Raw genomic sequence first — 17,784 nt, forward strand, 5'->3', positions numbered from 1 at the left:
CGGTCACTTGCCGAGGGCCGCCGCGAGGGCGACCACCGCGAACATCAGCACGAGCACACCGGCCATGATCCGGTTTCGGGTCTTCGGGTCCACGCCACCGAGCCTAACCGCCCGGCCCCGGACCACCCGAGACGGCCCCCGCGAACCGTCAGCCGGGCCCCTGGGTCAGGGTCCCAGCTCCCACCGCTCCACGGCCTCGTACCGCGGCTGCTCCCCCGGCACCCCCGACGTCGGCAGGTTGCTCCGCACCAGGGCCAGGTCGGCGACGGTCCAGGTGCGCCCGGCGAACGCCTCCAGCACCTCGACGTACGGCCGTACCTCGAACGCCTCCCGGCTGCGGGCCACCGTCAGATGCGGGGTGTAGCGGCGGTGCTGCCCCATGTCGACGCCGGCCTTGCGTCCCGCCGCCTCCGCCCGGTCGGCCAGCAGCCGCAGGGTGCGCAGATCGCCCTGGGCCCCCGCCCACAGCGCCCGCCCGTGACCGAACTGCCCGCCGCCCGCCACGGCCAGCGGGAACGGCTCGCTCCGGTGCGCGGCCCGTGCGAGCCGCTCCGCCAGCTCCGGGACGGTCGACGGGTCGACCTCCCCGTAGAAGGCGAGCGTGAAGTGCCAGCCGGGCGGCTCGGTCCACCGCAACCGGTCGGCACCGGCCAGCCGTTTCAACCGGGCCACGGCCAGACCGAGTTCGTCCACCACGTCGGCCGGCGGCAGCACCGCCGCGAACAGTCTCATGGCACTCATGCCCGCCACCATTCCAGGGAAAGGATCACCTGGCGAGCGCTCCGGGGCCCCTACCTCTCGACCAGCCGCTCCTGCGCCGTCGGCCGCTTCGGCACGAACCGCACCCTCGGCTGCCCGCCCCGCCAGCCCACCGACAGCCGCATCCCGCCGGACCTGACGAGCACCAGGCCCACCGTGACGGCGGCGGCCGTGGAGACGACACCGCCGGCGACGAAGCCGATCCGGGGGCCGTACGCGTCGGTGACCCAGCCGGCGATCGGCGCGCCCAGCGGTGTGCCGCCGAGGAAGACCATCATGTAGAGGGCCATGACCCGGCCCCGCATGACGGGGTCGGTGGCCATCTGGATGGCCGTGTTGGCGGTGACGTTCACCGTGAGGCCGAACATCCCCAGCGGGACCATGAACAGCGCGAAGATCCAGTACGTCGGTGCCAGCGCGGCCACGATCTCCAGGAGGCCGAAGGCGAGGGCGCCCGCGACCAGCACCCGCAGCCGGGCCGTGCCGCGCCGGGCCGCGAGGAGGGCGCCCGCGAGGGAGCCGACCGCCATGAGCGTGTTGAAGAGGCTGTACGAGCCGGCACCGGTGTGGAACACGTCGTCCGCGTACGCCGAAAGCCACACCGGGAAGTTGAAGCCGAAGGTCCCGATGAAGCCGACCAGCACGATCGGCCACAGCAGTTCCGGGCGCCCGGCGACATAGCGCAGGCCCTCACGGAGCTGGCCCTTCTTGCGGGGCGCGCGCCGGGCCGGGTGCAGCTCGCGGGACCGCATCAGCAGCAGGCCGGTGATGGGGGCGATGAAGGAGAGACCGTTGTAGAGGAACGCCCAGCCGGTGCCGACGGTGGTGATCAGGACGCCCGCGACGGCGGGGCCGACCAGCCGGGCCGACTGGAAGTTCGCGGAGTTGAGGCTGACCGCGTTCTGCAGCTGGTCGGGGCCGACCATCTCGGACACGAACGACTGCCGGGCCGGGTTGTCGACGACGGTGGCCATGCCGACCGCGAAGGCGGCCACGTACACGTGCCACACCTCGACCTGGTCGGAAAGCGTCAGCGCGGCGAGCGCGAGCCCCGTCACCGCCATCGCCGTCTGGGTCACGAACAGCAGCCGCCGCTTCGGGAACCGGTCGACGAGGACCCCGCCGTAGAGCCCGAACAGCAGCATCGGCAGGAACTGCAACGCCATCGTCACCCCCACCGCGGTCGACGACCCGGTCAGGCTCAGCACCAGCCAGTCCTGCGCGATCCGCTGCATCCAGGTGCCGATGTTCGACACCACCTGGCCGATGAAGAAGAGCCGGTAGTTCCGCACCCGCAGGGACCGGAACATGGACACGCGCTCACGGGGGGCGGGGGGTTCGGGGGCGAGGTCCGCCGGGCCGGGGGCGGACGGGGAATCCGGAGCACTCGCCGGGGAAGGTGCGGCGACGGCCGAAGGATCGGGGGTCACCACGGGCTCCGGGGCGGCAGCGGCGGCGACGGCCGGGGCCGGGGCCGGATTCTCGGAGGCGCCCGGGGGTGTGGCCAGGGGCGCGGGTGCCGCCTGGGCGGATACGGCCGTGGGCCGGGGCCGGGGCCGGGGGGTCGTCGGCGAGCCGGGGAGCACGAGGGGGGCCGGGGCCGTGGTGGCGTCGAGGGACCGGGAGCCGGTGGTATCCGGCGGGGCCTCGGGGGCGCCGTGGGCCGGCGGGGACTCGTGGGCGGTCGTCGGTGCGGGGGCGGAAGCTGCTCCGGTTCCCGTACTCAAAGGGGTTCGCCTCCTTGCGCTGAACACGTGGACGTCCTGCGGTTGCGTGAGCCTCACTGCTCCTGTTCTGTCTGCTGGATTCCGGGTCCTCCCATGCCGGGCCGACGGCGGCGTACGGGCTGACCGGCGGGGGCGCACCGGTGGTCACACCGGCGTGCGGTGGTCTCACCGGAGCTCGGAGGTCCCAGCGGAGTGCGGTGGTCCCAGCGGAGTGCGGTGGTCCCACCGGCGTGGGGCGGTCGGCCGACGCGGCGGACGGCCCCGGGGGCCGCCCGTCGGCGCTCGGCGGGCCGGTCCCCGACCGGCCCGGCGGCCGTCCGCCGGCTCAGAGATGCGCGAGCTTCTCCAGCACCGGCGCGGCCGCGCGGAGCGTCTCCCACTCGTCCTCGTCGAGCCCCTCCACGAGGGTCGCGAGGAACGCGTTGCGCTTGCGGCGGCTCTCCTCGAGCATCGCCTCGGCCCGCTCGGTCTGGGTGACCACCTTCTGGCGCCGGTCCTCGGGGTGCGGCTCCAGCTTCACCAGCCCCTTGCTCTCCAGCAGCGCGACGATGCGGGTCATCGACGGCGGCTGCACATGCTCCTTGCGGGCCAGTTCACCGGGGGTGGCGGTGCCGCAGCGGGCGAGCGTCCCGAGCACCGACATCTCGGTCGGACTCAGCGACTCGTCGACCCGCTGGTGCTTCAGCCGGCGGGACAGGCGCATCACGGCGGACCGCAGCGCGTTCACGGCGGCCTCGTCGTCGCCATGGGTCAGGTCAGACATGTTCTTTAGCTTAACTCATTACCCTAGCTAAAGACCACCGGAACTCCACGACCGCCGCCGTGAGCCCGACCACTCACCGGGCGCCCGCTCCCGGCCGGCCGGGACACGAGCCCCGGACCCGGCCCCCAGCACACCCCACCCCACTCCGGCCACCCACCTCACTCATACGAGTGACTAATACGCAGAACGCCACACGGCACCCCGGACCGCGCCCGACCCTCGTACCCATGGGGACCACTGTGCTCAGCCTGCGGATAGACCGGGAGCTGCTCGACCGGCTAAGGGACCACGCGGCGAAAAGGGGAATGAGCGTCCAGGACTATGTCATCGGGACGCTCATGCGGGACGACTTCGACCAGCGGTTCCGGACCGCCGTCGAGGAGACCGAGAAGTTCTACGGCGTCACGTGAGCCCCAGCGCCGGCATCAGGTAGTAGAAGCCGAAGACCGCCGCCACCGCGTACATCGGGACCGGGACGTCCCGTCCGCGGCCGACGGCGAGCCGCAGCACGACGAAGGTGATGAAGCCCATGCCGATGCCGTTGGTGATCGAGTAGGTGAACGGCATCATCACCATCGTCACGAAGGCCGGGACCGCGATGGTGTAGTCGGCCCAGTCGATCTCCCGGACCGAGTTGGCGAGGATCAGGAAGCCGACCGCGAGCAGCGCGGGGGTCGCCGCCTGGGACGGCACCATCGTGGCGACCGGCGTCAGGAACAGCGCGAGCCCGAAGAGGCCGCCGGTGACCACGTTCGCGAAACCGGTGCGCGCGCCCTCGCCCACGCCGGCCGTGGACTCCACGAAGCAGGTCGTGGCCGAGGAGGAGCCGGCGCCGCCGGCGGCGACCGCGATGCCGTCGACGAAGAGGACCTTGTTGATGCCGGGCATCTGACCGTCGGCGTCGGTCAGCTTGGCCTCGTCGCCTACGCCCATGATCGTGCCCATGGCGTCGAAGAAGCACGACAGCAGCACGGTGAAGACGAAGAGGATGCCGGTCAGCAGGCCGACCTTGCCGAAGCCGCCGAACAGGCTGACCTCGCCGAGCAGCCCGAAGTCCGGGCCGGCGACGGGGTTACCGGGCCACTTGGGGGTGGTGAGCCCCCAGGAGCCGGCGGGCAGCTTGGCGATCGCCTCGATGACCACGGCGAGCAGGGTCATGGCGACGATCGAGATCAGGATCGCGCCCGGCACCCTGCGCACGATCAGCGCCAGGGTGAGCAGCGCGCCGAGCACGAAGACGAGGACGGGCCAGCCGTCGAGGTGCCCGGTCGCGCCCAGCTGCAGCGGCACGGTGGTCTTGGCGACATCCGGGATACGGGTGACGAAGCCGGAGTCCACGAGCCCGATCAGCATGATGAACAGGCCGATACCGATGGAGATGCCCTTGCGCAGACCGAGCGGCACGGCGTTCATGACCCGTTCCCGCAGCCCGGTCGCCACCAGCAGCATCACCACGAAGCCGGCGAGGACGACCATGCCCATCGCGTCCGGCCACGACATGCGCGGCGCGAGCTGGAGCGCGACGACCGTGTTCACGCCGAGGCCCGCGGCCAGCGCGATCGGGACATTGCCGACGACACCCATGAGGAGGGTGGTGAACGCGGCGGTGATCGCGGTCGCGGTGACCAGCTGGCCGTAGTCCAGCTGATGCCCGTACATGTCCTTCGCGCTGCTCAGGATGATCGGGTTCAGCACGATGATGTAGGCCATCGCGAAGAACGTGGCGAAACCGCCGCGGATCTCCCGCGACAGCGTGCTGCCGCGCTCCGAGATCCTGAAGTAGCGGTCGAGGGTGCCCTGCGGGGACATGCGGAACCTCATCCCCAACAGGTCCCCCCGGCTGTTGGAGTTTTCTACGAACAGAAGTGGTCAACCAGAAACCGTTTCAGTATGAACATATGATGCGGCAAACTCCATCTCCGCGCGTAGACCCTTGGGGCGCCGCGGTTCCCCGAGGCCCGGAAGGGCCACCCCGGGTGTGCTCGTAAGCTGTGCCCATGGCGAAGTGGACCCCCAAGCACGAGGCGCCGGAGCCCCTGGAGGGCCCCGTGGTGCCGACCATCATCGGCGGCACGATCCTGTGGTTCGTCCTCTTCGTCGTCCAGGTCCCGTTCTACGGGTGGTACGAGGACCACGGCCACACCTGGTGGGTGTGGACCTGCCTGGCCGGAGCCGGGCTCGGCCTGATCGGCATCTGGTACGTCAGGAAGAGGGACACGGCGATCAAGCGGGACGCGGCCCGCAAGGCCGAGGCCGACGCGGCGGAGGAGGCCGCCGCCGGGGCTCGCGCCGAGGAGACGCCCGTGGAGCCCGTCAAGCCCGTGGAGTCGGAGACTCCCTGAGCCCCGCGGGGCACCCGTGACTCGCCCCCCTCCACCTCTCCCACCCCGCCCCCTCCCCTGGTCGGACTTTGACGCACTCGGCGGGTGAACTCCCAAGTCCGCACGTACCGTCGAAGGCATGACGCACATCGACGCGGGCACCGACCTCGATCCTGTGCACCCCACCCCCGTCCCGGTCAGGGGGCGGGCCGGCGGTCTGACCGCCGCCGAGGTCGCCGAGCGAGTGGCCCGCGGCGAGGTGAACGACGTCCCCGTGCGGAGCAGCCGCTCCCTGGTGGACATCGTCCGCGCGAACGTCTTCACCCGGTTCAACGCGATCATCGGCGTGCTCTGGCTGATCATGCTGTTCGTCGCGCCGATCCAGGACGGCCTGTTCGGCTTCGTGATCCTGGCCAACACGGGCATCGGCATCGTCCAGGAGTGGCGGGCGAAGAAGACCCTGGACTCGCTCGCGGTGATCGGCGAGGCGAAGCCGACGGTGCGCCGGGACGGGGTGGCGGCGGTGGTCGGCACCTCGGAGATCGTCCTCGGGGACCTGATCGAGATCGGCCCCGGCGACAAGATCGTCGTGGACGGCGAGTGCGTCGAGACGGACGGCCTGGAGATCGACGAGTCGCTGCTCACCGGCGAGGCCGACGCGGTCGTCAAACACCCCGGTGACCAGGTGATGTCGGGCAGCTTCGTGGTCGCGGGCGGCGGAGCGTTCACCGCGACCAAGGTGGGCCGGGAGGCGTACGCGGCGCAGCTGGCGGAGGAGGCGAGCCGCTTCACCCTGGTCCACTCGGAGCTGCGCTCCGGTATCTCCACGATCCTCAAGTACGTGACGTGGATGATGGTCCCGACCGCGATCGGACTGATCATCAGCCAGCTGATCGTGAAGGAGAACGACTTCAAGGACTCCGTCGCCCGCACGGTCGGCGGCATCGTCCCGATGGTCCCCGAGGGACTGGTCCTCCTCACGTCCGTCGCCTTCGCGATCGGGGTGATCCGCCTCGGCCGCAAGCAGTGCCTGGTCCAGGAACTGCCGGCCATCGAGGGCCTCGCCCGCGTCGACACCGTGTGTCTGGACAAGACGGGCACGCTCACCGAGGGCGGCATGGACGTCACCGAGCTGCGCCCGCTGAGCGGCAGCGACGAGGCGTACGTCCGCACGGTGCTCGGCGCGCTCGGCGAGTCCGATCCCCGCCCGAACGCGTCCCTCCAGGCCGTCATCGACGCCTACCCCGGCAGCGACGGCTGGCGCTGCACCGAGGCGTTGCCCTTTTCCTCCGCCCGCAAGTACAGCGGCGCGTGCTTCAGCGAGGGCGACGGCCGGTCCAGCACCTGGCTGCTCGGCGCGCCCGACGTCCTCCTCCCCGACGACGACCCGGCGCTCACCGAGACCGAACGGCTGAACGAGCAGGGGCTGCGGGTCCTGCTGCTGGCCCGGGTGACCCGCGAGCTCGACGACCCGGAGGTGGCGCGGGGCGCCCGCCCCACGGCCCTCGTCGTCCTCGAACAGCGGCTGCGCCCCGACGCCGCCGACACCCTGCGCTACTTCGACGAGCAGAACGTCCGGGCGAAGGTCATCTCCGGTGACAACGCGGTCTCGGTCGGCGCGGTGGCCGGGAAACTGGGCCTGACCGGAGAGGTGGTCGACGCGCGCCGCCTGCCCGCCGAGCGGGAGGAGATGGGCGAGGCCCTGGACGGGGGCACCGTCTTCGGCCGGGTCACCCCGCAGCAGAAACGGGACATGGTGGGCGCCCTCCAGTCCCGCGGCCACACGGTCGCGATGACCGGCGACGGGGTGAACGACGTCCTCGCCCTCAAGGACGCCGACATCGGGGTCTCGATGGGGTCGGGCTCGGAGGCGACGCGGGCGGTGGCCCAGATCGTGCTGCTGAACAACAGCTTCGCGACGCTGCCGTCCGTGGTGGCGGAGGGCCGCCGGGTGATCGGCAACATCACCCGGGTCGCGACCCTCTTCCTGGTGAAGACGGTCTACTCGGTGCTCCTGGCCGTCCTGGTGGTGTGCTGGCAGGTGGAGTACCCCTTCCTGCCCCGCCACCTCACCCTGCTGTCCACCCTGACGATCGGCGTCCCGGCGTTCTTCCTGGCCCTGGCCCCCAACAGGGAGCGGGCGAAACCGCACTTCGTCCGCCGCGTCATGCGGTACGCGATCCCCGGCGGCGTCCTGGCGGCGCTGGCCACCTTCGCCACGTATCTGATCGCCCGCCACTACTACGCCGGCGAGCAGGCGCTGGAGGCGGAGACCAGCGCGGCGACGCTGACCCTCTTCCTGATCTCCCTGTGGGTCCTGGCGATCATCGCCCGTCCGTACACCTGGTGGCGCCTGGGCCTGGTGGCGGCGATGGGCGGCGCCTTCCTCCTGGTCCTCGTCGTCCCCTGGCTCCAGGACTTCTTCGCGCTGCGCCTGGTGGGGACGACGATGCCGTGGACGGCGGTCGCGATCGCGGCGGGCGCGGCGGCGGCCCTGGAGTTCCTGTGGAGGTGGGTGGACCGCCGCTTCCCCGCGTAGGGGGTGGCAGAAACGAGGCCCCCGGAACGGTGCCTTCCCGCGGCCGGCGGTTCGCCGGCCGTCCGGGGGCTCCGTTCCAGGGGCCTTTCACCGCTGATGGTGCAGCGGTGACCGTTCTTGCTTCACGTGTCTTACTTCACGTCGATCGCGTCGGCGGCGGACGTCGCGGCCGCGGTGCCGGAGCTGCCCGCGAACACGAAGCGGTACGCGCCGTCGGCAGTCGCCTTGACCGTGGTCTTGAGCGCACCCGTGGAGGACGTCTTGACGGTCTTGACATCCGTGTACGCGGACGCGCCCTGCTTCTTGAACTGGAGCTTCACCGACTGGCCGCCGTAGCCCGGGAAGGTCTCGGCGTTCCAGTTGGCGCGGGTCAGCTTGCTGGTGACCGTGATCGTCGCGCCCTTCTTGACCGGCTCGGGGGAGGCGTTCGCACCCTGGAGCTTCGTCTGACGCTGGATCTTGAAGGTCTTGGCGGGGTCCGCCTTGGCGAAGTCGGAGTCCTTCGCGACGGCGAGCGCCCAGACCTTCCAGGTGCCGGCCACGGAGTTGATCAGGTTCTTCTGGGTCTCGACGGTGAAGTTCGCCTTGCAGCTCGCCGTCGTGGCGTTGACCTTGGTGCAGGTAGCCAGGCTGTCGTCGTTGCCGTTGGCCACGGCGCCGCTGTCGGCGGAGTCGAGCGTCGCCCCGTGGTACAGGACGACGGTGACCTGCTTGAGGTTGATGCCCGAGTCGTCCGTGGCGGTGAAGGTGACCGGGACGGTCTTCTTGCCGGAGCCGACGACCACGGCCTTGCCGCCGTTGACGACGACGTTGGAGATCTTCGTGTCGCCGGCGGTCGGGGCGGCCTGGGCCGCCGGGGCGACGAAGGCGGTCAGGGCCAGGGCGCCGGTGATGACACCCAGGGTGGCACGCTTGTGCAATGTATTCCCCACGTGGAAGGGACCTCGCGGCAGGTCGATGTCGCGCGAGATCCGGTTGTTGGTCTGCGAGCGCGTGGACTTCGGGTGGCTCCGGAGGGTCAGGGGACCCCCGGAGCTCGGGAGAAGCCGGTCGGCTCGTGTGATCAGATCCACGAGTGTGGCGAATGGTTGTACGAGATGCGAACGAGTTTCGGAGATGTTGCGCACGTCACATCCGCACCCGTAGCCACAGGGGCCCCACGGGGTGACAGCAGGCAGCCCGTGGGCGACTGACGCGGCCCGGTCAGTCGAACCAGCGGTCCCGGGCCAACTCCTCCGTCCTGGACGGGTCTTCCAGCAGCGCCGCGACCTCGAAGCGGCGCGGCCACTGACCCGCCGCCCACGCCAGGCCCGCCGCCACGCCCTCCAGGGTCGCGGCGTGCAGGACACCGTCCCCCGCCCGGCGCCAGTCCAACTCGACCCCGTCGAGCACGAGTTCCTCGTGCTCGACATAGGTCGCGGGCGTGGCCGGCCCCAGCAGCACCCGCACCGGCTCCGGCACGTCGTGCTCCGCACCCTCCGAGTCCACCTCGCCCGTCACCGACTCGCTCAGCCGCCGCACCTGGAACAGTTCGGCCAACTCGGCCGCCCGGGACGGCCGTACGGGCAGCAGGGGCACACCGGAGGTGAACGGCAGCAGGTCGGGCGAGTCGACCACGACCGCGTCGGCGGCGTCCACGACCGTCACCTCGCCGTCCACCACGGCCCGCAACTCGTCCGGCAGGGTGACCTGTTCGGGGTCCAGGTCGGCCAAGGCGCCGTACAGGCCGTGAAGCTGCGCCGCCGTCACCTGCCGCTCGGGATCCGCCAGCCGGTCCAGCAGTTCGGCGGCGCCGCCCGGCTCGTCGAGCAGCGCGGCGACCGACGTGCGCACGCCCAGCGCCCGCAGGACCTGCTCGTCGTCGAAGCCGGTGGCGTCGGCCTCGTCGTACAGGCCCCGGAGCAGCGGGTCGCCACCCGACGCGAGGAGACCGGCGGGGCGGCGGCCGTCGAGGACGGGATGGCCGCGCAGCCACCAGGCCGTGTACGGGCGTACGACCTCGTGCGTGCCGTCGGGCAGCAGGATCCGCACCGGCTGCACCAGGGCGTCCCGCAGCGGGGGCCGAGCCAGCAGGGCGAGCGCCTCTGGCCAGCGGTCCTCGTCGACGAGGTCCAGGTCGCGTACGGCGACGATCTCGGTGGCGACCGGCGGGACGGGGCTGTCCGGGAACCGGTCGAGGATGTCCTCGCACCACACGTCGACGGCGTCCAGCAGCCCGGCGTCGTCCGGCTCGGCGAAGTCGCCGTCGCGCGGCTCCAGTTCGTCGGGGTCGAGGACGACGTCGGTGGCGCGGACGAGGGCGAAGTCGGCGAGGACCCCGCACGCGGCCAGCGGCTGCTCCCCCCAGCGTTCGGCCAGCTCGGCATCCACGAAGGCCAGTTCGTCCTCGCGCATGACCCGCGCGAACGGGCTGCCCGGGAGGACGAGTTCACCTGCGGGTGACAGCTCGCCGTCCTCGTCGGGGAGGGCGAGGGCGCCCAGCCAGGGCTCGTCGCCGGGGTCGAGGGCCGCGTCGCGGACGAGGGTCAGGACCAGCTCCGCGAGTTCGTCGGCGTCCGGGCGGCCGTCCTCGTCGTCCCACGCCAGGCCCTCGTCGTCCAGCGAGGCGGCCACGGCGGCCCGCACCTGCGGGGTCGTGAGCACGGCGCGCGGGGTCGCGGGCAGGGCACCCAGCTTCTCCAGGAGCGGGTGCGCGGCATCCGGATGGGCGACCTTCAGGCCGAGCCGGGCGAGGGTCTCCGGGGCCGTCCGCACACCGTCGGGGGTGGGCAGCAGCACCTGGCGCGGGCCGATCGTCGTACGGCCGTCCGCGAGCGGCACCGGAAGACCCGAGAGCCGGTCCGGGTCGACGCCCGCGAGGCTGTCGTAGAGCCGCCGCCACCAGTCGGGCGCCTTCTCCAGGCCCGCGAGCCGGTCGATCGTGTCGCCGAGCGGCAGGCGCGCGACGCCCAGCGTGCGCAGCTCCGCGCGCCGTTCGAGCCCGGCGGGCAGCAGACTGGGCAGGACCTCGGCGAGGACCCGTACGGTCTCCGCGCCGGCGCCCTCGACGACCTCCGCGTCCCGCGGCCGGAGCGCCTCGGGCAGGTCGTCGTCCTCCGCGGGCGGCAGCGCGCGCGGCAGGAACGCGGTGCGCGGCAGCCGCTCCAGGATCGCCTGGCGCAGCGCCCCGTCCAGCTCGCCCTTGCCGAGCGGGCCGGGCACGAGGTCGATGACCTGCTCGGTCACCGGCTGCCAGGCGGCGAGAAGCCCGGTGTACGCGTCGGCCGCGCGCTGGACGAGGAAATCGGTGAGCGGCCCGGGCGCGGCGTGCCGCCGGGTCGTGTCCAGCGGGAACGACGCGATCAGCAGCGCGGGGACGCCGAGCGCCTCGTCGCTGGGCGTCGGCGCGTGCACCACGGGGCTGGTACGGGGCCGGACCGGCGCCCCGTCGGGCCCGGTCGGCACCGCCCACGTCACGGACCAGTGGGGCCGCAGCCGCTCCTCCACGGGCCGGTCGGCGAGCAGCGCGGCCTCGATCCCGCCGTGCTCGGCGACCGTGCGCCAGCGCGTGACACCGTCCCGCGAGTCCTCGATGACGACGTACGCCCCCTCCTCGCGCCGCCGCACGGTGCGCGCCGGGGCGTCACCGTTCTCGATGACGACCTCCTCCAGGCCGGGCAGGGCGAGGAGGAGGGCGTCGTCGACGGCGTGCAGCAGCCGCTCGGCGAGATCTCCGGCGGCGGCGTCGCGCAGCGGCAGGATGACGACGGTGTCGTACGTCTCCGGCGCGGACCCCTCGGCCGCGAACGGCAGCCGCAGCAGCGGTACGTGCCCTTCCCGGCGGCGGATCTCGTCGCCGAGCCCGGGGCTGTGCCGGGCGGTCTCGGCGGCGAGCAGCCGGGCCTCGGCCAGCGACCAGCGGATACCGCCGTGCCGGCCGACGACGGCGGGCTCGTCGGTGACGGCGAGGACGGCGGCGAACCCGACGCCGAACCGGCCGACCGCCCGGTCGTGGCCCTCCCGCTTCGCGGACGCGCGCAGCGTGGACAGCGACTCGACGCCGGCCGCGTCGAGGGGGGCGCCGGTGTTGGCGGCGACGAGGACGTTGTCCCGGAGGGTGAGCCGCAGCCGTCCCGGTACCTTCGCCCTGGCCGCCGCGTCGGCGGCGTTCTGCGCCAGCTCGACGACGAGCCGGTCCCGGTACCCGCCGAGGGCGAGGTCCTCCTCGGCGTTGGCGTCCTCACGGAATCTCGCCGGGCTGGTCGCCCACGCGTCCAGCACGCCACGCCGCAGCCGCGCCGTCCCGAACGGATCCGCGCCCTCGGCCGCCGGCCGCACGAACTTGCTCACGGTTCACCTTCCATGTCGCCGGTGAGCACGAACGTACCGCGTGCGGGGGACGCCGGGCGCCTCGGAGGGTGGGGGGCGCGTGTGGGTTCGGCGTGTGCAGGTGCGTGGGGGCCGTTCCTTCAGGGGCGCGGGGAACCGCGCGAGAAACCACACACCACCCGCACCCGCCGACGAACCCGCACCCCCGAGCTACCGGGCGCCCCTCACACCGCAGCCAAGGTCACGAGTGACCCAGATCCGCCTCGGCGTCCGCATCCACCGGTACCGAACCGGAGTCGGGCGACGGCCGCAGCGGGAAGGGGTCCACCCTCGTCTCGTCGAGCCGCGGCGGAGCCGGCCGCGGCGGCTTCGGCATGACCGCCGCCTCGGAGTGCCCCCCGCACCCGTACGTCAGCGACACGACCCGCCCGTCCGCCGGCGCGAACTCGTTCGCGCACACCCCGAAGGCCTGGCCGAGCGACCCCCCGATCGGCACGAGGAACCCGCAGCTGACACAGGACGCGGGCGCGGCCTGGGCCATCGCGGTCTTCGCCCCGAACCCCTCCTCCCAGCGGTCCGCGGCCGTGTGCAGCCCGTAGCGGGACAGCACCCGGGCCCGCCGCAGGCCCAGTTCCTCGGCGACGGCCGCGATGGAGCCCCGGCTCGGCGCGATCGGCAGGTTCGCCGGGACACCGCCCGCGACCTCCGCGTCCTCCGCCTCCACCAGCTCGGCCATGTCCTCGGAGACCGGGGAGTTCGGCAGCGGCTCGTCCTCGCCGGAGTACCCGGGCTCCAGCCGCAGGTCCTCCGCGTCGGTGGGCAGCAGATCGCCGGGGCCCATGTCGCCGGGCCGGAGCCGCTCGCTCCACGGCACCCACTCCGGCGCGAGCAGCGCGTCGGGGCCGGGCAGCAGTACGACCTCGTCCAGTGTGACGATCTTCGCGCGGGAGGCACGGGCGACGGTGACGGCCCAGCGCCAGCCGCGGTAGCCCATCTCCTTGCACTCGAAAAAGTGCGTGACAACACGGTCGCCCTCGGAAACGAGCCCCGCGTGCTCCCCCACCACGCCGGGCGCGGCCGCCTCCTCGGCGGCGGCGCGGGCGAGGTCGACGGCCTCGGCGCACAAGCGGTCGGGGGTGCGGCTTCGCGTTGTCGCTGCGCTCACAGGTATCGCTTCTCTCCTACGCCGTCTCACGAGTGCGCCTCCCTCGGCAGGGGGTGCGGACGGAGCGGACCGGAGGGCCGCGTCGACGTCCGCGCCCGATCGCACTCGGGCGCACCTATGTCATCCATTCTGCGGGATGAACTTCAGGCGCGCGGCCGAGAACAACCGCCGCGGGCGCGCTATGCACGCTACCTTCTCCAGCGCCCGGCGCCCACACCGACGTTACGGTTCCGCCGCACTCGGCTCGGGCCGGGGCGGGTTCCGGGGGTTGGATCAGAGGGATCGGGGCTGGCGTGAACCGGGCACGTGCGGGCTGGTGGGGGCTGGTCGCGCCCCTGAAGGGAACGGGCCTGCGGCCCGCCCTCCACCGGGTGTCGCCGTCGAAAAGCACGCGGCGCGGACCCGGACGCCTTCAGGGGCGCGGGGAACTGCGCGAGAAACCCCGACGAACCCGCACCCGCCAACACCCCCCGCACCCCCCGAGGCACTGGGCGCACTCACCCCCGCCCCCACCCCGTTCACCGCCATACGAGCGGTAACCGCACTACCGCCCCCCTTCTCGGGGCACTATGACGAGGTGACCGGCGCCGAGCGGAGCGGAGCCCGCGGCGGTTCGGGTCGACTGACCGGAGCCGTCCGCTCACTGACCCGCGCCCTGCACCGCCCGGTGACCGCCCCGGCGCGCGGCATCCGCAAGGCCACCCACGCCCAGGGCGCCGGCGAGTCCGGCCTCGGCAAACTCATCGAACTGCACGGGGTGAACGGCGCCGGCGACGTGATGATCACCGTCTCGCTCGCCTCCACCGTCTTCTTCTCCGTCCCCACCGACGAGGCCCGCGGCCGGGTCGCCCTCTACCTCGCCATCACCCTCGCCCCCTTCGCCCTCCTCGCCCCCGTGGTCGGCCCCCTCCTCGACCGCCTCCCGCACGGCCGCCGCGCCGCGATGGCCGGCGCGATGCTGGCGCGGGCGTTCCTCGCGCTCGTCCTGGTCGGCGCCGTGGAGACCGGCGGCATCGAGCTCTACCCCGCCGCGCTCGGCGTCCTCGTCGCGTCGAAGGCGTACGGGGTGGTCAGAAGCGCGGTCGTCCCCCGTCTCCTCCCTCCCACGTTCTCCCTGGTCAAGGCGAACTCGCGGGTCACGCTCAGCGGTCTGCTCGCCACCGGTGTCGCCGCGCCGATCGGGGCCGGCCTCCAGGCCCTCGGCCCGCGCTTCCCGCTGTACGGCGCGTGCGTGATCTTCCTCGCGGGGACGTTCCTGTCCTTCACGCTGCCGCACAAGGTCGACTCCGCGAAGGGCGAGGGCATCGCACTGCTCGCCGCCGACCCGGACCATCTGCACGGCCCGCACCGCGCGAAGACGCTGAAGCGGCCGAACCTGCGGACGGTCGGCCCCGCCGTCACCCACGCCCTCGCGGCCAACGCGTCGCTGCGCTGCCTCTCCGGCTTCCTGATCTTCTTCCTGGCGTTCCTGCTGCGGGTGCACCCGCTCCCCGGACAGAGCGCGGCCGTCTCCCTCGGCATGGTGGCCGTCGCGGCGGGTGCGGGGAACGCGCTCGGCACCGCCGTGGGGGCCTGGCTGAAGTCGCGGGCGCCCGAGCTGATCATCGTGACCGTGGTGGCCGTGGAACTGGCCGTCGCCGTGCTGGCGGTCGTGTTCTTCAGCGCGTTCTTCATCGCCTGCCTCGCCGCGTTCGCCGGTCTGTCGCAGGCCCTGTCGAAGCTGGCCCTGGACGCCCTGATCCAGCGGGACGTCCCCGAGGCCGTCCGGGCCTCCGCCTTCGCCCGCTCCGAGACGGTGCTGCAGATGGCGTGGGTGGTGGGCGGCGGGGTCGGTATCGCGCTGCCCCTCGTCGGCACGCTCGGCATGGCCGTGGCCGCCGGGATCGTCGCGCTCGGCTGGCTCACCACCGTCCGCGGCCTCCTCTCCTCCGCCCGGCGCGGCGGCGCCCCCCGGGCCGAGGTGGCCTGACCGGGGCGGAACGGGAGCCCGGAGACGCCGCCCGGCCCGGCACGCCGTACCCCACGTAGGGGCACCCCTGGACATGCCAGATAGCCTTCGCCCATGACCTCCCAGCGTTCCCGTCGCGCCGCAGCCACTCTCGGCGCTGTTTCCGCCGGACTCCTCGTGCTGTCGGCCTGCGAGAAGCCGACGCCGATGGCGACCGTCACGTTCGGCACCGACTCGGTGAGCACCGAGGCCGAGTGCTACGAGACCCTCACTGCCGAGCAGGCCACGAAGTGCGCCAAGGAGAAGCCCTCGAAGTCGATCGAGGTGCCCCTGGGCGAGACCCTGCGCATCGGTGTCGACCCGGAGGTCGCGGAGACCGGCTGGGCCCTGTGGATCAACGGCGAGCCCGCCACCGACACCTTCAAGGAGACGTACTGGGCCTTCCAGGACGCCTCTCTCTTCGCCACCCAGCCCGGCCAGACCGCCCAGAAGTCGCTGACGATCAGCGTCGTGGAGCAGAAGAAGGGCGCCACGGAGTACAAGGGCGTCTGGAACTTCAAGTTCGAGAACCCGGACGCCTGATCCGCGTACGCCGCCCATGCGCATCCTCGTAGCCACCGCGGTCCCCGCAGAGCGGGACGCGGTGGCGCGCGCGTTCCCCGGCCCGTTCACCGCGGTCCCTCTCCCGGCGGGGGTCCTGCACCGCCACGCCGGCGCGGGTGCCGTCCTCGACCTCCTCGCCGTCGGCGTGGGGCCCGCGCTCGCCGCGGCTTCCACCGCTACGGCGCTGACCGCCGGGGTCCTCGGCGGGGCACCGTACGACCTGGTGGTGTCGGCCGGGATCGCGGGCGGGTTCCAGCCGGAGGCCCCGCCCGGCTCCCTGGTGCTGGCCGAGGCGATCACCGCGGCCGACCTGGGCGCCGAGACCCCCACCGGCTTCGTCCCGGTCACCGACCTCGGGTTCGGGACGGTCACCCATCTCCCCCCGAGGGCGCTGGTGCACGCGGTCGCCGCGGCGACCGGGGCGCGTACCGGCACCGTGCTCACCGTCTCCACGGTCACCGGCAGCGCGGAGCGCGCCGCCGACCTGCGCACCCGGCACCCGGACGCGCTGGCGGAGGCGATGGAGGGCTTCGGGGTCGCCGAGGCGGCCGCCGTGCACGCGGCCCCCGTTCTGGAACTGCGCGCCGTCTCCAACCCCGTCGGCCCCCGCGACCGCGCGGCCTGGCGCATCGGCGACGCGCTGACCGCCCTCGCCGAGGCCTTCGGGAAGCTGACGCCCGTACTGGAGAGTTGGAACCCACATGAGCCGGATGAGCCACATGAACGGTACGAGCGACACGGGCACTGAGCGGGCGGCCGACCCCGTGCGGATCGCCTACTCCCCCTGCCCCAACGACACCTTCGTCTTCGACGCCTGGGCCCACGGCCGGATCGCCGGCGCCCCACCGGTGGACGTGACGTTCGCGGACATCGACATCACCAACGGCATGGCCGAGCGAGGCGACGGCCCGGACGTACTGAAGGTGTCGTACGCGGTCCTGCCGTACGTCCTCGACGACTACGCCCTCCTGCCGTGCGGCGGCGCGCTGGGCCGGGGCTGCGGTCCACTGGTGCTGACGCGGGAGCCGGGCACTGGGGGCACCTCCCACGCTTTCGGCGGTGGGGGACTGACCGGCCGTACGGTGGCCGTGCCGAGCGAGCGGTCGACGGCGTATCTCCTGTTCCGCCTCTGGGCGGCGGACACGCTGCCCGGCGGGGTCGGCGAGATCGTCGTCATGCCGTTCCACGAGATCATGCCGGCGGTGCGGGACGGGAAGGTCGACGCCGGACTCGTGATCCACGAGGCCCGCTTCACCTACCGCGGCTACGGTCTGCACAAGCTCGCCGACATGGGCGAGCACTGGGAGTCGACGACGGGCCTGCCCATCCCCCTCGGCGCGATCATCGCGAAGCGCTCGTTGGGCGAGGAGACGCTGCGCGGGCTCGCGGACACGATCCGGGCGTCCGTCCGCGCCGCCTGGGACGACCCCGAGGCGTCCCGCCCGTATGTCCTCGAACACGCCCAGGAGATGGACCCCGCCGTCGCCGACCAGCACATCGGCCTGTACGTCAACGAGTTCACCGCGGAACTGGGCGAGGACGGCTACGCGGCGATCCGCGGGCTGCTCACACGCGCGGCGGCCGAGGGACTGGTACCGCCCCTCGGCCCGCACGCACTCGACTTCCCGTAGCCGCCCCGCGGGCGGCGACA

Annotated in this window: 14 protein-coding genes; 7 read left to right on the forward strand and 7 right to left on the reverse strand. The window is 72.8% G+C overall.

The window, feature by feature from the left end; all coding sequences use genetic code 11:
- Nucleotides 1-165 precede the first annotated feature (165 nt).
- From thpR to AC067N_RS13050, 3 genes are all read right to left on the reverse strand, one after another.
- Nucleotides 166-732, reverse strand: a complete 567-nt coding sequence (thpR, locus tag AC067N_RS13040; RefSeq protein ID WP_478679129.1) for an RNA 2',3'-cyclic phosphodiesterase — start codon at nucleotides 730-732, stop codon at nucleotides 166-168.
- Nucleotides 733-791: 59 nt separating this feature from the next.
- A complete protein-coding gene (locus AC067N_RS13045) occupies nucleotides 792-2,189 on the reverse strand; it encodes an MFS transporter (RefSeq protein ID WP_478679130.1) in 1,398 nt (465 codons plus the stop codon).
- A gap of 622 nt (nucleotides 2,190-2,811) precedes the next feature.
- Nucleotides 2,812-3,249 carry a MarR family winged helix-turn-helix transcriptional regulator gene (locus tag AC067N_RS13050; protein WP_478678952.1) on the reverse strand — a complete coding sequence of 146 codons (438 nt, stop codon included), beginning with the start codon at nucleotides 3,247-3,249 and terminating at the stop codon, nucleotides 2,812-2,814.
- 227 nt (nucleotides 3,250-3,476) lie between these two features.
- On the opposite strand from AC067N_RS13050, the gene AC067N_RS13055 reads away from it, so the two are divergent.
- Nucleotides 3,477-3,659 (forward strand): ribbon-helix-helix protein, CopG family, encoded by a 183-nt coding sequence (locus AC067N_RS13055; protein ID WP_468078644.1) that lies wholly within the window; start codon nucleotides 3,477-3,479, stop codon nucleotides 3,657-3,659.
- On the opposite strand, the gene AC067N_RS13060 is transcribed toward AC067N_RS13055, so the two are convergent.
- Complete coding sequence (locus AC067N_RS13060; protein ID WP_478678953.1) at nucleotides 3,652-5,058, reverse strand: NCS2 family permease; 1,407 nt, start codon at nucleotides 5,056-5,058, stop codon at nucleotides 3,652-3,654. The two genes, AC067N_RS13055 and AC067N_RS13060, sit on opposite strands and share 8 nt — an antisense overlap.
- A 188-nt stretch (nucleotides 5,059-5,246) precedes the next feature.
- Here AC067N_RS13060 and AC067N_RS13065 point away from each other — a divergent pair, with 188 nt between their 5' ends.
- Together AC067N_RS13065 and AC067N_RS13070 are read left to right on the forward strand one after the other, a co-directional pair.
- Nucleotides 5,247-5,591 carry a DUF2530 domain-containing protein gene (locus AC067N_RS13065; RefSeq protein WP_478678954.1) on the forward strand — a complete coding sequence of 115 codons (345 nt, stop codon included), beginning with the start codon at nucleotides 5,247-5,249 and terminating at the stop codon, nucleotides 5,589-5,591.
- 118 nt (nucleotides 5,592-5,709) lie between these two features.
- Nucleotides 5,710-8,109, forward strand: coding sequence for an HAD-IC family P-type ATPase (locus AC067N_RS13070; protein ID WP_478678955.1), 2,400 nt, complete (start codon nucleotides 5,710-5,712; stop codon nucleotides 8,107-8,109).
- A gap of 131 nt (nucleotides 8,110-8,240) precedes the next feature.
- Here AC067N_RS13070 and AC067N_RS13075 read toward each other — a convergent pair whose 3' ends face one another.
- From AC067N_RS13075 to AC067N_RS13085, 3 genes are all read right to left on the reverse strand, one after another.
- Nucleotides 8,241-9,041, reverse strand: a complete 801-nt coding sequence (locus AC067N_RS13075) for a DUF5707 domain-containing protein (RefSeq protein WP_478678956.1) — start codon at nucleotides 9,039-9,041, stop codon at nucleotides 8,241-8,243.
- Nucleotides 9,042-9,312: 271 nt separating this feature from the next.
- Nucleotides 9,313-12,438 carry a sacsin N-terminal ATP-binding-like domain-containing protein gene (locus AC067N_RS13080; RefSeq protein WP_478678957.1) on the reverse strand — a complete coding sequence of 1,042 codons (3,126 nt, stop codon included), beginning with the start codon at nucleotides 12,436-12,438 and terminating at the stop codon, nucleotides 9,313-9,315.
- 220 nt (nucleotides 12,439-12,658) lie between these two features.
- On the reverse strand, nucleotides 12,659-13,582 hold the full coding sequence (locus AC067N_RS13085) for a DUF3027 domain-containing protein (protein ID WP_478678958.1): 924 nt from the start codon (nucleotides 13,580-13,582) through the stop codon (nucleotides 12,659-12,661).
- A gap of 577 nt (nucleotides 13,583-14,159) precedes the next feature.
- On the opposite strand from AC067N_RS13085, the gene AC067N_RS13090 reads away from it, so the two are divergent.
- The 4 genes from AC067N_RS13090 (at nucleotide 14,160) to AC067N_RS13105 (ending at nucleotide 17,764) form a co-directional block, all read left to right on the forward strand.
- Nucleotides 14,160-15,551 (forward strand): MFS transporter, encoded by a 1,392-nt coding sequence (locus AC067N_RS13090; protein WP_478678959.1) that lies wholly within the window; start codon nucleotides 14,160-14,162, stop codon nucleotides 15,549-15,551.
- Nucleotides 15,552-15,644: 93 nt separating this feature from the next.
- Complete coding sequence (locus tag AC067N_RS13095; RefSeq protein ID WP_478678960.1) at nucleotides 15,645-16,112, forward strand: hypothetical protein; 468 nt, start codon at nucleotides 15,645-15,647, stop codon at nucleotides 16,110-16,112.
- Between the two features lie 16 nt (nucleotides 16,113-16,128).
- Nucleotides 16,129-16,881 carry a futalosine hydrolase gene (locus AC067N_RS13100; RefSeq protein ID WP_478678961.1) on the forward strand — a complete coding sequence of 251 codons (753 nt, stop codon included), beginning with the start codon at nucleotides 16,129-16,131 and terminating at the stop codon, nucleotides 16,879-16,881.
- Nucleotides 16,853-17,764, forward strand: coding sequence for a 1,4-dihydroxy-6-naphthoate synthase (locus AC067N_RS13105; RefSeq protein WP_478678962.1), 912 nt, complete (start codon nucleotides 16,853-16,855; stop codon nucleotides 17,762-17,764). The genes AC067N_RS13100 and AC067N_RS13105 overlap by 29 nt, the downstream gene beginning before the upstream one ends.
- Nucleotides 17,765-17,784 lie beyond the last annotated feature (20 nt).

Source organism: Streptomyces sp. NPDC042364 (genome assembly GCF_056437585.1).

Excerpts from the sequence above, each read along its gene's own strand:
- AC067N_RS13060 (WP_478678953.1), bottom strand. The coding sequence starts at position 5,058 with ATGTCCCCGCAGGGCACCCTCGACCGCTACTTCAGGATCTCGGAGCGC.
- AC067N_RS13065 (WP_478678954.1), top strand. The coding sequence starts at position 5,247 with ATGGCGAAGTGGACCCCCAAGCACGAGGCGCCGGAGCCCCTGGAGGGC.
- AC067N_RS13070 (WP_478678955.1), top strand. The coding sequence starts at position 5,710 with ATGACGCACATCGACGCGGGCACCGACCTCGATCCTGTGCACCCCACC.
- AC067N_RS13105 (WP_478678962.1), top strand. The coding sequence starts at position 16,853 with ATGAACGGTACGAGCGACACGGGCACTGAGCGGGCGGCCGACCCCGTG.
- thpR (WP_478679129.1), bottom strand. The coding sequence starts at position 732 with ATGAGACTGTTCGCGGCGGTGCTGCCGCCGGCCGACGTGGTGGACGAA.
- AC067N_RS13050 (WP_478678952.1), bottom strand. The coding sequence starts at position 3,249 with ATGTCTGACCTGACCCATGGCGACGACGAGGCCGCCGTGAACGCGCTG.
- AC067N_RS13055 (WP_468078644.1), top strand. The coding sequence starts at position 3,477 with ATGGGGACCACTGTGCTCAGCCTGCGGATAGACCGGGAGCTGCTCGAC.
- AC067N_RS13095 (WP_478678960.1), top strand. The coding sequence starts at position 15,645 with ATGACCTCCCAGCGTTCCCGTCGCGCCGCAGCCACTCTCGGCGCTGTT.
- AC067N_RS13100 (WP_478678961.1), top strand. The coding sequence starts at position 16,129 with ATGCGCATCCTCGTAGCCACCGCGGTCCCCGCAGAGCGGGACGCGGTG.